This is a genomic window from Kocuria sp. LUK (genome assembly GCF_021012935.1).
Classification (GTDB): domain Bacteria; phylum Actinomycetota; class Actinomycetes; order Actinomycetales; family Micrococcaceae; genus Kocuria; species Kocuria flava.
This window is the reverse complement of the sequence record NZ_JAJMZI010000003.1, coordinates 155,059-169,226: the sequence shown is the minus strand read 5'-3', so window position 1 is coordinate 169,226 and position 14,168 is coordinate 155,059. Positions and strand designations below refer to the sequence as shown.

The window sequence follows — 14,168 nt, the reverse complement described above, 5'->3', positions numbered from 1 at the left end:
CCCCGCCCCCGTCCCCGCCGGAGCTGCCCGTGAACGGCCGATCGTCCCGCGCCGAGCCCGACCTCCCCGACCGCGCCCCCGGGGACGCGGCGGACCCCGCCGACGCCGGGGGGCCCGGGGCCGTCCGCGGGCTCGACGAGCCCGGGACCCCGCCGCGGCTGACCGACCCGCTGCGCCACCCCGAGCACGCCGGCCGCTCCGCCCGCGTCCGGCGGGCCTGGACGCTGCTGGCCTCGACCCTGCTCGTGCCCGGCAGCGCCCAGCTGGTCGCCGGGCGCCGGGCCACGGGCCGGGCCGCGCTGAAGGTCGTCGTCGCCGTGTGGGCCGCGCTGCTGCTCGCGCTGCTCAGCGCCCTGGCCTGGCGCACCCCGCTGGTGTGGGTGCTGACGAACTCCGTGACCTCCCTGGCCGTGATCGCCGGGCTCGTGGGCCTGGCCGCCGGCTGGGCGTACCTGTTCGCCGACACGCTGCGGCTGATCCGCCCGGGCCTGCTGGCCCCGAAGGTCCGCCGCGCCGTGACCCTCGCGACGGTGGCGGCCGTGCTGGTGACCTCCGGCGGGTTGGGCTGGTCCGCGTACCTGCTCTCGGTCGCCCGGGGCGCGGTCTCCGACGTCTTCGCCGGCGGGCTGCCGTTCCGCCCCTCGGAGGGCCGCTACAACATCCTGCTCATGGGCGGGGACGCCGACGAGGACCGCACCGGGCTGCGGCCGGACTCCATGAGCGTGGTCAGCATCGACGCCCGCTCGGGGCGCACCGTGTCGGTCTCGCTGCCGCGCAACCTGCAGAACACGCCGTTCCCCGAGGACTCCCCGCTGCACGAGGTCTACCCCGAGGGCTTCGACTGCGGCGACGAGTGCATCCTCAACGCCCTGTACACCGACGTGACCAACAACCACGCCGAGCTCTACCCCGACGCCGCCGACCCGGGGGCGGAGGCCATGAAGGACGCCGCCGAGGGGATCACCGGCCGGGAGATCCAGGCCTACGCCATGGTCGACATGAGCGGCTTCGAGCAGCTCATCGACGCCCTGGGCGGGGTGACCATCGACGTCGGCGGGCGCGTGCCCATCGGCGGCGGCACCGACCTGGCCACCGGACTGCCCAACGAGATCTTCGGATGGATCGAGCCCGGCGTCCAGCACATGGACGGCTACACCGCCACCTGGTACGCCCGCTCCCGCGAGGGCGCCACCGACTACGACCGGCAGGCCCGCCAGCGGTGCGTGCAGGCGGCGATGCTCGAGCAGCTCAACCCGGTGAACGTGGTGGCGCGCTTCCAGGAGCTGGCCGAGTCCGGCACGCAGGTCGTGCAGACCGACATCCCGGGCAGCCAGCTCGGCGGGTTCGTGGACCTCGCCCTGAAGGCCAAGGAGCACGAGCTCGGGCAGTACGCGGCCGGCCCGCCGTTCTACGACCCGTCCTTCCCGACCTACCCCGACTACGCGCAGTTCCAGGCCGACCTCGACCGCGTGCTCGAGGAGGCCACCGACCGCGGGGCCCGCGAGGCCGAGCAGGACGCCCGGGCCCTCGCCCCCGCCGGCGGGGCCGCGGGAGCCCGGCTGGGCTCCGCGGCGGTCGTGCCGGCCGCGCTGCCCGTGCTGCCGGCCCAGGAGCTCACGCCCAACGGCACCTGCTCCGTGCCCTGACGGGCCCGTCCGGCCCCCTCCCCCGCCGCCGGTACAGTGGGGGCGTGGTCAACATTCTCCAGTCGAACGCATGGGCCGTCTTCCAGCGCGACCTCGGGCGCACGGTGCTCGAGGACGCCGGGGAGGGCTGGCACTGGCTCGCCGTCGTCGAGGGCGGCCGGACCGGGCGCTACCTGTACTGCCCCTACGGGCCGGTGGCCGTCACCCCGCAGGCCTTCGACGAGGCCCTGGCCGCGCTGGAGCGGGCCGGGCGCGAGCACGGGTGCTGGTTCGTGCGCGTCGAGCCCGTGGCCGCCGCGCTGCCGGACGGCTTCGAGACCCCCGAGCAGTCCCTGCGCCGGCGCGGCCTGCGCCCCGCGCCGCGCCAGGTCCAGCCCGGGCACACCCAGGTGATCGACCTGACGCAGGACGAGGACGCGATCCTGAAGGACATGCGGTCCACCAACCGCAACCTGCACCGCAACATCGCCAAGAAGGGCGTGGACTTCACGGTCTCGACCGACCCGGCCGACGTCGAGGTCCTGCTGCGCTTCCTCGACGCGACCGCCGAGCGCAAGGACTTCACCCGCCAGCAGGACGACTACCTGCGCCAGGCCGCCCGGTCGCTGATGCCGCTGGGGGCCGCGTCCCTCTACGTCGCCCGCCTGCACGGGGAGCCCATCGGCGCCGCCCTCGTCTACGACTCCGACGACACCCGCACCTACGCGCACGCCGCCGCGGACTTCGCCCACCGGAAGCTCTCCGCCGGCATCCCGCTCGTGGTGCGCGCGGTCCTCGACGCGAAGGCCCGGGGCCTGACCCGCTTCGACCTCTTCGGCACCGCGCCCGAGGACGCCGGCCCCGAGCACGAGTGGTACGGCTTCACGAAGTTCAAGAAGTCCTTCGGCGGGCGCCCCGAGTCCTATCCCGGAACCTGGGACCTGCCCCTGCACCGCGGGCGCTACACCGCCTACACCGGGGTGCGCGCCGCCCGCGAGGCGGCCGGCCGCGCTCGCCGGGCCGCCCCGGCGCTGCCCGGGCGGGCCCGCGGCGCCGCCCGCTCGGTGCTGGCCCGGGTCCGCCGCCCGCAGGACTGACCCGGCGCCCGCTCTGCACGGGCCGGGGCTCAGCGCCCCGCCGCGCTGCGCAGCGCCGAGACCCCCTCGCCCAGCAGGCGCTTCGTGAGCGCGCCCACGCGGCGCACCCCGCCGGCGCGCTCGTCGCCCGCGGGCTCCGTCCCGCTGCGGGGCTCCTCCTCCGGCTCGGGCTCGGGCACCGCCGGGACGGGATCGGCGACCCCCAGCTCCTGGGCCACCGCGGTGCCGGTGGCCCGCACGGCGGCGTCGGCGGCCTCGACCGCGTCCGTGGTGCCGGTGAACTCCCCGCTGCGCCCGCGCCCCAGGGCGATCTCCCACGTGCCCAGCACGGGCCGCTCGCCCGCGGCGAGCTCGCGCAGCACGAGCGGGACGTCGGGCTCGGCGGGGTCGCCGCCGTCGAGGGCGCGGACCCCCCGCTTGCGCAGCTCCACCAGGCCCGTCAGCAGCAGCGCGTCGTCCACGCCCAGCTCCCGGGCCCGCCGGGTGAAGCCCACCCGGTAGAGCATCGCGAGCTCCCCGGTGTGCACGAACCACAGGTAGCCCAGGGCGCTCTCGCCCGCGTCCTCGTCCGTGCCGCCGTCCGGACCGCCGGCCGACTCGGTGGCCACGAGCAGCAGCGAGTCCTCGCCGAGGTCCTCCAGGAGCCGGTCGATCAGCCGGGTGCGCAGGCCCACGCGGCCGAGCTCCCCGCTGCCGGCCGTGACCTCCCGGACCGTGACCCCGGAGCTGCGCAGCGCCGCGCGGCAGCGGTCGAGGGTCTGCTGGGAGAGCCGACGGGCGAGGTCGCGCTCGGAGTCGGCCAGCGGCACCTGCAGCCGGCGGGGGCCCTGCGGGCCGGCCACGACCGTGCCGCGGCGGGTGAAGCCGGCCTCGGTCAGCGCGTCCCCGGTCCCGGGGGTGCGCAGGGTGTCGGGGTCGAAGCGGAGCAGGGCGGCCGCGTGCTCGTCGCGGGCCCAGGCGGCCAGGGCGCCGGCGACAACGGGCACGTCGCCGGGCCGGTGCACGTGGCACTGGACGGTCTCGGCGATCACCCGCTCGGCCCGGGAGCGCAGCAGGACCTGGGCGTAGCCCAGGGTGCGCCGGGCGTCGTCGTGGACGAGGACCCGCTCCACGCGCAGCTGCGGGCCCTCGGCGGAGGCCTGGGCCTCGCCGATCCCCCACAGCTGCTGGGGGTGCCCGCCCGTCACGCGGACGGTGGCGTCCCAGGTCTTGCGGTTCGGGCTGGGACTGACCGTGGTGCTCACGCCGGAATCCTCCTCGTTCCGCGGCCGGTCCGCCCCGGTGGGGGGAACGAGGTCGGCGCCCGCGGCTCGGACACCAGTCTAGGTCGCCGGCCCCGCCCCGCGCGGAGCGGACACGGCGGGCACGGGCCCCACCGCGAACGGGCGGCGCGGGGCACGAACCGCACCGGACACGGGCGCCACCGGGCACGGGCGCGCCACCGGGCACGGGCGTGCGAGGGCCCCCGGACCGTGCGGTCCGGGGGCCCTCGTGCGCAGCGGGTGCCGGGGCGGCTCAGCGGCGGGCGTACTTCTCCCACTTGGAGGCCAGGTGCTCGGCCTCGACCATGCGCACCGTGCCCGAGCGCGAGCGCATCACGATCGACTGCGTGGTGACCCGCTGGCCGCGGTAGCGCACCCCGCGCAGCAGGTCGCCGTCGGTGATGCCGGTCGCGGCGAAGAAGCAGTTGTCCGAGGTGACGAGGTCGTCGGTGCTCAGCACGGCGTCGAGGTCCAGCCCGGCGTCGAGCGCCTTCTGCTTCTCGTCGTCGTCGGTGGGGGCCAGCCGGCCCTGGATGATCCCGCCGGTGGCCTTCACGGCGCACGCGGTGACGATCCCCTCCGGGGTGCCGCCGATGCCCATCATGACGTCCACGCCGGTGCCCTCGCGGCAGGCCGCGATCGCGCCGGCGACGTCGCCGTCGAGGATCATCCGGGTGCGGGCGCCGGTGGCGCGGATCTCGTCGACGAGGCGCTGGTGGCGGGGCCGGTCCAGGACGCACACGGTGAGCTGGTTGACGTGGACGCCCTTGGCCCGGGCCACGAGGTGCAGGTTCTGCTTGACCGGCAGGCGCAGGTCCACGAAGTCCGCGGCCTCGGGCCCGACCACGAGCTTGTCCATGTAGAACACGGCCGAGGGGTCGAACATCGACCCGCCGTCGGCCACGGCGATGACGGCCAGGGCGTTGTTCATCCCCAGCGCGGTGAGGCGGGTGCCGTCGATCGGGTCGACCGCGACGTCGGAGGCGGGCCCGGAGCCGTCGCCGACCTGCTCTCCGTTGAACAGCATCGGCGCCTCGTCCTTCTCGCCCTCCCCGATGACCACGGTGCCGTTGAAGTGCACGGTCGAGAGCAGCGAGCGCATGGCGTCGACCGCGGCGCCGTCGGCCGCGTTCTTGTCCCCGGCCCCGACCCACTGGCCGCCGGCGATCGCCGCCGCCTCGGTCGTGCGGACCAGCTCCATGGCCAGGTTCCGGTCGGCCACGTTGGACGCGGGGGCTGGTGCGGTGGATGCTTCGGCCACGTTGTTCCTCACCTTCGAGTTCACGGTTCGCGGGACGCCGCGGTCCGGTTCGGCCGCGGACGCGGTCCCGTCCCCGCCAGCATATCGTCCGGGGCCCCGCCCGCCCCGGCGCCCTGCCGGTGCGCCCGCCCGGGCCGGGACCGCCCGCGGCGGGGACGGGCGGGCACGGGCACCCCCGGATCCGGGGCACAATGGTGCGGTGAGCTCCCCGACCCCCGACCGCCCCGCCGCCCGGACCGACCGGGACCACGACGACGACGCCCGCCCGCTGCCGCAGATCACGCCGAAGCAGGCGAAGCGGATCAACGCCCCCGTCCAGGGCATGATCATCTCCATGGCCGTGCTCCTGCTGCTGGTGCTGCCCCTCGTGTGGCTGCAGCCCCGCCCGGACGGCGAGCCGTACCGCCCCGACGTCGACGTCGCCCAGGAGGCCTCCTACGTCGCCGACCAGTCGCCGTTCCCCCCGGTGGTGCCCGAGCCCGGCGAGGAGTGGACGGCCAACTACGCCCGCTGGAACGGCGGGGCCGCCGAGGGCGTGCCCTACTGGGAGATCGGCTGGGTCACCCCGGGGGGCCGCTTCGTGGAGCTCGTCCAGACCTCCCTGGCCAACCCCACCTGGCTGGCCCAGCAGGCCGAGACCCTGCCGGTCACGGGGACCGCGGACGCCGGCGGCGCGCGCTGGGACGTCCACGTCCGGGAGGCCTCCGACGACGCCGGGGCGCTGACCGTCTACACCGGCGAGGCCGCCGGCTCGACCCTCGTGGTCAAGGGCGACGCCGAGCGCGCCGAGCTGGACCACCTGGCCGCCGCCGCCGTCGAGGCGCTCGCCGCGGCCCCCGAGACCCCCGCACCCGACCCGACCGCACCCGAGACCCCGGAGGGACCATGACGGACCAGCCCACCACCCCCGCGCCGGACGGCGGCACCGCGCCGCAGCGCCCGCAGAGCCCCGCGCCGCGCGCGGAGCCCGCCCCCACCACGCCGGCCGCCGCGTGGCAGCGCCTGCGCGAGGGCAACGCCCGCTTCGTCGCCGGGGAGTCCCGGCACCCGAACCAGGACGCGTCCCGGCGCCGGTCCGTGGCCGGCGGGCAGCACCCGTTCGCGGTGATCTTCGGCTGCTCCGACTCCCGGCTGGCCGCCGAGATCATCTTCGACCTGGGCCTGGGCGACGCCTTCGTGGTGCGCACCGCCGGGCAGGTCATCGACGACGCCGTGCTGGGGACCATCGAGTACGCGGTGGAGAACCTGCACACCCCGCTGATCATGGTCCTGGGCCACGACTCCTGCGGGGCCGTGACCGCCACGCACGCGACCGCGCACTCGGGGGACATGCCCCGCGGCTTCCAGCGCGACCTCATCGAGCGGATCATGCCCTCCGTGCTGCAGACCCGCCGCGACGGCCACGACGACGTCAACGCGGCGGTGGTCGAGCACACGAAGCAGACCTCCGGGCGGCTGCTGGAGCAGTCCCGGGTGATCAACGACGCCGTCTCGCGCGGGGAGGTCGCCGTCGTCGGCGTCTTCTACCACCTGCAGGACGGCGAGGCCGAGCTCGTCCACGGCCACGGGACCTGGCTGCCCTCCGCCTGAGCCCGCCCCTCCGCGGGCCCGGCCACGGCGTCCCCGTGCCCGGGCCCGCGGCGCGCTGACCTAGACTGGCGCCATGGCAAACACCACGTCTGCAACGACCGCAGAGCACACCGAGTACCGCATCGAGCACGACACGATGGGCGAGGTCCGCGTCCCCGCGAACGCCCTCTACCGTGCCCAGACGCAGCGCGCCGTCGAGAACTTCCCGATCTCCGGCCGGACCCTGGAGCCCCAGCACATCGTCGCGCTGGCGCAGATCAAGAAGGCCGCCGCCAGGGCCAACGCGGAGCTGGGGGTGCTCGACGAGGAGCGCGCCCGGGCGATCGCGGAGGCCGCCGACCAGGTCGCCACCGGCGCCTACGACGAGCACTTCCCGATCGACGTCTTCCAGACCGGGTCGGGGACCTCCTCGAACATGAACACCAACGAGGTGCTGGCGACCCTCGCCAACCGCGCCCTCGAGGGCACCGGCACCGAGGTCCACCCCAACGACCACGTCAACGCCTCCCAGTCCTCCAACGACGTCTTCCCGACCTCCGTGCACGTCGCCGTCACCGGCGCCCTGGTCAACGAGCTCGTGCCGGCGATGACGCAGCTCGCGGAGTCCCTCGAGCGCAAGGCCGCCGAGTTCAAGGACGTCGTGAAGTCCGGGCGCACGCACCTGATGGACGCCACCCCCGTCACCCTGGGCCAGGAGTTCGGCGGCTACGCCGCGCAGGTGCGCTACGGCATCGAGCGCGTGCAGTCCGCGCTGCCGCGCGTGGCCGAGGTGCCCCTGGGCGGGACCGCGGTGGGCACCGGGATCAACACCCCGGCCGGCTTCTCCGCGCGCGTGATCGAGCTGCTCGCCGAGGAGACGGGGCTGCCGATCACCGAGGCCCGCAACCACTTCGAGGCCCAGGCCAACCGCGACGGCCTCGTGGAGGCCTCCGGGCAGCTGCGCACGGTCGCCTACAGCTACATGAAGATCAACAACGACCTGCGCTGGATGGGCTCCGGCCCGAACACCGGCCTGGGCGAGATCCTCATCCCGGACCTGCAGCCGGGCTCCTCGATCATGCCGGGGAAGGTCAACCCCGTGATCTGCGAGTCCACGATCCAGGTCTGCGCCCAGGTGATCGGCAACGACACCACCGTGTCCCTGTCCTCCACCAACGGCGCGTTCGAGCTCAACGTGGGCATCCCGGTGATGGCCTCGGCGCTGCTCGAGTCGATCCGCCTGCTCGCCAACTCCTCCCGCGTGATGGCGGAGAAGATGATCGACGGCATCGAGGCCAACACGGAGCGCTGCCGCTTCCTGGCCGAGGCCTCCCCCTCGATCGTGACCCCGCTGAACAAGGCCATCGGCTACGAGGCGGCCGCGAAGATCGCCAAGCACGCCGTGGCGAACAAGATGACCGTGCGCGAGGCCACGATCGCCCTGGGCTACGTGGAGGACGGCTCGCTCACCGAGCAGCAGCTCGACGAGGCCCTGGACGTCACCACCATGACGGGCCCCAACGCCTGATCAGGGACCGCACCGCCGCCGGGGGCGGCGCCGGCCGGGGTGCCCACCGCACCCGGGCACGGCGCCGCCCCCGGCGCCGTCCGTCACCGGCGTGGTCCGTAACCGGCGGGGTCCGGGGGCGGCCTCAGGAGACGAAGCGGGTGCGGCCCGTGAAGGACAGGGCGGCCTCGAGCCGGGCGCGCTGGTGCGGCGGCAGCGGGGGCGTGTCCTGCGGGTCGTACCAGCCGACCTCGAGCGACTCGTCGTCGGCCACCCGCGCCTGCCCCGACACCCACCGGCAGCGGAAGGTGTGGTCGAGGAACTGGCAGCGGTCCCCGTTGGGGTACTGCACCGGCTCCCCCGCGCCGACCTGCACGAGATCCTCGACGACGGCGACGACGCCGGTCTCCTCGAGGCACTCCCGCACCGCGGTGGCCGCCGGCTGCTCGCCCGGCTCCACGATCCCGCTGACCAGCCCCCAGTTGCCGTTGTCGGCGCGGCGGGCCAGCAGCACCCGGCCGTCCTCGCGCAGCACCACGGCGGTGACGGCCGGCAGCCACAGCAGGTCGTGGCCGATCCTCTCGCGCAGGGCGAGGACGAAGTCGGGGACGGGCACGGGGCCTCCTGGTCTGCTCGCACCGGCCGGTCCGGGGACCGGGGCCCGGGCAACGGGCCGCCCCCATTCAACCAGCCCGGCGGCAGCGGACCGGACGGCAGGCCGGGGCCGGTCCGGGCGGGGCGCTCACCCGAGCACGAGCACCGCGAGGGCGCCGGCGAGCATGGCCGGGCCGAACGCGATCCGCGTCCGCGGCCCGGCCCGTCCCGCCACCAGCAGCACCGCGGCGGCCAGCCCGCCCGCCACGAAGCCGGCCAGCGCGCCGAGCACGGCGTGGCCCACGGAGACGAAGCCCAGGCACAGCCCCAGCAGCCCCGACAGCCGCACGTCGCCCAGGCCCAGGCCCGCCGGGCTCAGCAGCCGCAGCAGGACGTAGGCCCCGCCCACCAGCACGAGGCCCCACAGCATCCACAGCAGGCGCACGGGCTCCCCGCCCAGCACCGCCGCCGCGGCCAGCGGCAGCCCGCAGGCCGGGTAGAGCGGGCGCACGACCCGCCCCGGGAGGCGGTGCTCGCGCACGTCGACCGCCCCCAGCCACACCCCGGCCCCGGCCAGCAGCGCGAAGGCCGCCGCGGCCAGGACCCCGGCGGCCCAGCCCGCGGCGTCGCCGCGGGCGAACTGCTCACCGAGGAAGGCCGTCACGGACGGCATCGTAGCCGCACCGGCCCGGCCGGGGCGGGACGGGCTGTGGACGCCCCGCCCCGGGGGCTCAGGCGTCCAGGTCCCCGAGCACCTCGGTGACCAGCGCCGCGATCGGCGAGCGCTCCGAGCGGGTGAGGGTCACGTGCCCGAACAGGGGGTGGCCCTTGAGCGCCTCGACCACGGCGGTGACCCCGTCGTGGCGGCCCACCCGCAGGTTGTCGCGCTGGGCGACGTCGTGGGTGAGGACGACCTTCGAGTTCTGCCCGATGCGCGAGAGCACCGTGAGCAGCACGTTCTTCTCGAGCGACTGCGCCTCGTCGACGATCACGAACGCGTCGTGCAGGGACCGGCCGCGGATGTGGGTGAGCGGCAGGACCTCGAGCATTCCGCGGTCGAGCACCTCCTCGACGACCTCCTGCGAGACCAGCGCCCCGAGGGTGTCGAAGACGGCCTGGCCCCACGGGTTCATCTTCTCCTCCTCGGAGCCGGGCAGGTAGCCGAGCTCCTGGCCGCCCACCGCGTAGAGGGGGCGGAAGACCATGACCTTGCGGTGCTCGCGGCGCTCCATCACCGTCTCCAGGCCCGCGCACAGCGCCAGGGCGGACTTGCCGGTGCCGGCGCGCCCGCCCAGCGACACGATGCCCACCTCGGGGTCCAGCAGGAGGTCGATCGCGAGCCGCTGCTCGGCGGAGCGCCCGTGCACCCCGAAGACGTCCCGGTCCCCGCGCACCACCCGGGCGGCCCCGTCGGCGCGGACCCGGGCCAGGGCGCTGCCGCGCACGGAGTGCAGGGTCAGGCCCGTGTTGGCCGGCAGCCCCTCGGCGCCCGGGACCACGACGGCCTCGCCGCCGTAGAGCCGGTCCACGACGTCGTCGGGGACCTCCAGCGCGGCGGTCCCGGACCACTCGACGTCGGAGCCGACCCACTCGGCCCGGTACTCCTCGGCCTCCAGGCCCAGGGCGGAGGCCTTGACCCGCATCGGCAGGTCCTTCGAGACGATGCACACGTCCTTGCCCTCGTTGGCGAGGCTCAGGGCCACGGCCAGGATCAGGGAGTCGTTGTCCTTGAGCCGGAAGCTCACGGGCAGGACGGTGTCCGAGACGTGGTTGAGCTCCACCACGAGGCTCCCGCCCTGGTCCCCGAGCGGCACGGGCCGGTTCAGCCCGCCGTGCTCGACCCGCAGGTCGTCGAGCAGCCGCAGCGCGTGGCGGGCGAAGTAGCCGAGCTCGGGGTCGTGGCGCTTGCCCTCGAGCTCGGTGATCACCACGACCGGCAGCACGACCTCGTGCTCGGCGAAGCGCAGCAGGGCCCGGGGGTCCGCGAGCAGCACCGAGGTGTCGACGACGTAGGAGCGCACCCCCGTCCGGGCCGACCCGCCCCCGGCGTCCAGCGGGGCCAGGACCTCGACGACGCGCTCCGGCTTCTCGGTGATGCTCATGGTGGCTTCTCCTTCTCGGTCCGGCGGCCGGCCCGCGCCGTCCGCCCACTGCCAACGTACGCAGGCGGGCGGGGCCGCGCGAGGAAAAACGGCGAACGCGAGGGAAAATGCCGGTGACGGCACCGGTGGCCGCACGGGCGGCGGCACCGCCGGGCCCGCGCGTCCGGGCCCGGCCGCGCGGGGGCCTCAGCAGCCGAAGCGGCGCTGGCGGGAGGCGTAGTCGCGCAGGGCGCGCAGGAAGTCCACCCGCCGGAAGTCCGGCCACAGCGCCTCGCAGAAGTAGTACTCGCTGTAGGCCGACTGCCACATCAGGAACCCGGAGAGCCGCTGCTCGCCGGAGGTGCGGATCAGCAGGTCCGGGTCGGGCTGGCCGCGGGTGTAGAGGTGCTCGGAGATGTGCTCCACGGACAGGTGCTGGGCCAGCTCCCGCAGGTCCGCCCCGGCCTCGAGGGCATCGGTGAGCACCTCCCGCACGGCGTCGACGATCTCCTGGCGCCCGCCGTAGCCGACCGCGATGTTCAGGTGCGGGCCCGGGTTGCCCGCCGTGCGCTCCACGAGGTCCTCGAGGCAGGCCGCCAGCCGCGGCGGCAGCAGCTCGAGCGCGCCCACCGGCTGGACGCGGTAGACGCCCTGCTCGGTGAGGGTGTCCATGAGGTCGGAGATGATCCCCAGCAGCGGCTCCAGCTCGGCGGCCGGGCGCTTGAGGTTCTCGGTCGAGAGGATGTAGAGGGTCACGACCTCGATCCCGAGCTCGTGGCACCAGCCGAGGAACTCGACGATCTTCTGCGCCCCGGCCGCGTGGCCGGCCTCGGTGCTCGTCCCGCTCTGCCGGGCCCACCGGCGGTTGCCGTCCACGAGGACGCCGACGTGCTTGGGCAGGCGCCGGCGGTCCAGGCCCGCGGCGAGGCGGCGCTCGTAGAAGCGGTAGAGCGGGTGCGGCCTCGCCATGCGGTCTCCTCCCGTGGTGTCGTGGTGGGTCCCGGGCAGCGGGGCCTGCCGGGCGGGGTGGGGGCCCGCGCCCAGCGCGCGTCCGGGGACCGGTCCTAAACTACCCGGTGGGCGCCCCGGGCGGCCGACACCGGGTCGGCGCGCGCACCGGTGCCGTCCGCACGGGAGGAGCAGCGCACCCATGGACCACCGCGGACCCCGCCGCGCGGCCGAGCGCCTCGAGCACGCCGTCGAGGAGCGGATCGAGGACTTCCTGGAGCGCAAGCCCGCCTGGCGCGGGTGGATCCACGCCGGCTTCACGCCCGTCGTCGTCGTCCTCGGCCTCGTGGCCATCGCCCTGGCCCCCACCGCCGTGCTGCGGGTCGCGGCCGCCCTGTACGGGGTGACCGGCATCCTGCTCTTCGGCGTGTCGGCGATCTACCACCGGGCGTACTGGCCGCGGCGGCTGCACATGGTCCTGCGCCGGCTGGACCACTCCAACATCGCGCTGCTGATCGCGGGCACCTACACCCCGCTCGCGGTCGCCCTGCTGCCCGCCGGCTCCTCCCGGGTGCTGCTCACCGTCATCTGGGCGTGCGCGGCCGGGCTCGTGGCCTTCCGGGTGCTGTGGACGCTCGCCCCGCGGTGGCTCTACACGCCCCTGTACGTGGTGCTGGGCTGCCTCGCCGTGCTCTACCTGCCCCAGTTCTGGCAGGCCTCCCCCGCCGCGGCGGTGCTCACGGCCGCCGGCGGGGCCGCCTACATCGGCGGCGCGCTCGCCTACGCCACGAAGCGGCCCCGGCTGCTGCCGCGGACCTTCAGCTTCCACGAGCTCTTCCACGCGTGCACGGTCGTGGGCTTCCTGCTCCACTACGCCGCGATCCTCGTGGCGATGCTCGCCCGCTGAGCCCCGGCGCGCAGAACCGCGCCGGGACTCAGCGCTCCCGGTCGGTGCCCTCGCCGGGCCGCTCCGCGGCCGGGGACGGCCCGGGGGCGTCCCCGCGCCCGGCGGCGGGATCCTCCCCGGCCGCCGCCGCGGGCTCCCCGCCCGTGCCCGCGTGGCCGCCGACCCGCTCCTCGGCGGCGCGGCGCTCGGCGTACTCCGCCCGGTAGCGCAGCCGCCGGTTGCGGCGGTTGAAGTCGAGCGCGAGCAGGATGACCGCCACCGCCAGCAGCAGCGACATCAGGAAGCCGATCATCCCGGGGGTCACCTGGCTCGGGTCCAGCCCGGGCCGCAGGGTGCCCTCGTCGATGGGGTTGGGGCCCATGGCGGGGAGCAGGGCGGAGAGCACGGCCGGCACGGCGCTCATCGGGGCCTCAGCCCCCGATCCCGGCGAAGAGGTCGGACTCGGGCAGCTCCACGGGCACCCGGGACTCGGCCAGCACGTAGTCCTCCCAGGGCCACACCTCGGCCTGCAGCTCCGCGGAGACGGCGAAGAACATCCCGTCCGGGGCCACCTGGGTGCGGTGGGCGCGCAGCGCGTCGTCGCGCTGGGCGAAGGTGTGGGGGCACTCGACCTTCGTCGTGGTCTCGTGCCGGGCCACGGGCGGGCGGTGGCCCTCCGGGTCGCTCTCCTGCCAGGCGGCGATGCGGGCCGCGTACGGGGACTGCAGCCCGCGCTCCTCGAGGGCCTCGTGCAGGGCCACGAAGCGCTCGAGGTTGAAGGCCCGGTCGTAGTAGAGCTTCAGCGGCGTCCACGGCTCGCCCAGGCCCGGGTAGCGCTGCGGGTCCCCGGCGGCGCGGAAGGCCTCCACGGAGACGTTGTGGGTCTGGATGTGGTCGGGGTGCGGGTAGCCGCCGTTCTCGTCGTAGGTGAGGATCACGTGCGGGCGGAACTCGCGCACGAGCCGCACGAGCGGGGCGGCCGCCCGCTCGAGGGGCTGCAGGGCGAAGCAGCCCCAGGGCAGCGGCGGCAGCGGGTCGCCCTCGGGCAGGCCGGAGTCGGCGAAGCCCAGCCACCGGTGCCGGACCCCGAGGGACTCCCGGGCACGGGCCATCTCGAGCCGGCGCAGGCCCGTGAGGTCGCGCTCGGCGTGGGGGTGGCCCTCCATCTCGGCGTTGAGGATCGAGCCGCGCTCCCCGCCGGTGCACGTGGCGACCATGACCTCGACGCCCTGCTGGACGTAGTGGGCCATGGTCGCGGCACCCTTGCTCGACTCGTCGTCGGGGTGGGCGTGGACGGCCAGCAGGCGCATCTCTGACAGGGAGGTCACTCGGGGTCCT

At 75.5% G+C, this 14,168-nt stretch carries 14 protein-coding genes; 6 read left to right on the top strand and 8 right to left on the bottom strand.

All coding sequences use genetic code 11. From position 1 onward, the window contains the following. The first annotated feature begins 29 nt into the window (after nt 1-29). A complete protein-coding gene (locus tag LQU92_RS15240; RefSeq protein ID WP_230779048.1) occupies nt 30-1,646 on the top strand; it encodes an LCP family protein in 1,617 nt (538 codons plus the stop codon). Nucleotides 1,647-1,690: 44 nt separating this feature from the next. Continuing rightward, nucleotides 1,691-2,722: a peptidoglycan bridge formation glycyltransferase FemA/FemB family protein gene (locus LQU92_RS06395; RefSeq protein WP_230779045.1), complete on the top strand. Its 1,032-nt coding sequence runs from the start codon at nt 1,691-1,693 to the stop codon at nt 2,720-2,722. Nucleotides 2,723-2,751: 29 nt separating this feature from the next. Here LQU92_RS06395 and LQU92_RS06390 read toward each other — a convergent pair whose 3' ends face one another. Together LQU92_RS06390 and glpX are read right to left on the bottom strand one after the other, a co-directional pair. Continuing rightward, nucleotides 2,752-3,966: a hypothetical protein gene (locus LQU92_RS06390; RefSeq protein WP_230779042.1), complete on the bottom strand. Its 1,215-nt coding sequence runs from the start codon at nt 3,964-3,966 to the stop codon at nt 2,752-2,754. A 271-nt stretch (nt 3,967-4,237) separates the two neighbouring features. After that, on the bottom strand, nt 4,238-5,185 hold the full coding sequence (gene glpX, locus LQU92_RS06385; protein ID WP_101852805.1) for a class II fructose-bisphosphatase: 948 nt from the start codon (nt 5,183-5,185) through the stop codon (nt 4,238-4,240). A 259-nt stretch (nt 5,186-5,444) separates the two neighbouring features. Here glpX and LQU92_RS06380 point away from each other — a divergent pair, with 259 nt between their 5' ends. From LQU92_RS06380 to LQU92_RS06370, 3 genes are all read left to right on the top strand, one after another. Further along, complete coding sequence (locus LQU92_RS06380; RefSeq protein WP_230779039.1) at nt 5,445-6,134, top strand: DUF4245 domain-containing protein; 690 nt, start codon at nt 5,445-5,447, stop codon at nt 6,132-6,134. Further along, complete coding sequence (locus tag LQU92_RS06375) at nt 6,131-6,835, top strand: carbonic anhydrase (protein WP_101852807.1); 705 nt, start codon at nt 6,131-6,133, stop codon at nt 6,833-6,835. The genes LQU92_RS06380 and LQU92_RS06375 overlap by 4 nt, the downstream gene beginning before the upstream one ends. Nucleotides 6,836-6,908: 73 nt before the next feature. Further along, nucleotides 6,909-8,342 (top strand): class II fumarate hydratase, encoded by a 1,434-nt coding sequence (locus LQU92_RS06370; protein ID WP_101852808.1) that lies wholly within the window; start codon nt 6,909-6,911, stop codon nt 8,340-8,342. Nucleotides 8,343-8,466: 124 nt separating this feature from the next. Here LQU92_RS06370 and LQU92_RS06365 read toward each other — a convergent pair whose 3' ends face one another. From LQU92_RS06365 to LQU92_RS06350, 4 genes are all read right to left on the bottom strand, one after another. Continuing rightward, nucleotides 8,467-8,937, bottom strand: coding sequence for an NUDIX domain-containing protein (locus LQU92_RS06365; RefSeq protein ID WP_058858271.1), 471 nt, complete (start codon nt 8,935-8,937; stop codon nt 8,467-8,469). 126 nt (nt 8,938-9,063) lie between these two features. After that, complete coding sequence (locus tag LQU92_RS06360) at nt 9,064-9,588, bottom strand: peptidase A24 (protein ID WP_058858270.1); 525 nt, start codon at nt 9,586-9,588, stop codon at nt 9,064-9,066. A 58-nt stretch (nt 9,589-9,646) separates the two neighbouring features. After that, nucleotides 9,647-11,017 (bottom strand): PhoH family protein, encoded by a 1,371-nt coding sequence (locus LQU92_RS06355; protein WP_101852810.1) that lies wholly within the window; start codon nt 11,015-11,017, stop codon nt 9,647-9,649. 186 nt (nt 11,018-11,203) lie between these two features. Continuing rightward, complete coding sequence (locus LQU92_RS06350) at nt 11,204-11,965, bottom strand: isoprenyl transferase (RefSeq protein WP_058858268.1); 762 nt, start codon at nt 11,963-11,965, stop codon at nt 11,204-11,206. A 181-nt stretch (nt 11,966-12,146) separates the two neighbouring features. On the opposite strand from LQU92_RS06350, the gene LQU92_RS06345 reads away from it, so the two are divergent. Beyond that, on the top strand, nt 12,147-12,851 hold the full coding sequence (locus LQU92_RS06345) for a hemolysin III family protein (protein WP_058858267.1): 705 nt from the start codon (nt 12,147-12,149) through the stop codon (nt 12,849-12,851). Between the two features lie 28 nt (nt 12,852-12,879). On the opposite strand, the gene LQU92_RS06340 is transcribed toward LQU92_RS06345, so the two are convergent. Continuing rightward, nucleotides 12,880-13,254 carry a hypothetical protein gene (locus LQU92_RS06340; protein ID WP_230779036.1) on the bottom strand — a complete coding sequence of 125 codons (375 nt, stop codon included), beginning with the start codon at nt 13,252-13,254 and terminating at the stop codon, nt 12,880-12,882. Between the two features lie 7 nt (nt 13,255-13,261). Then, entirely contained in the window at nt 13,262-14,140 is an 879-nt protein-coding gene (gene mca, locus LQU92_RS06335; RefSeq protein WP_058859787.1) for a mycothiol conjugate amidase Mca, read from the bottom strand. Nucleotides 14,141-14,168: the final 28 nt, after the last annotated feature.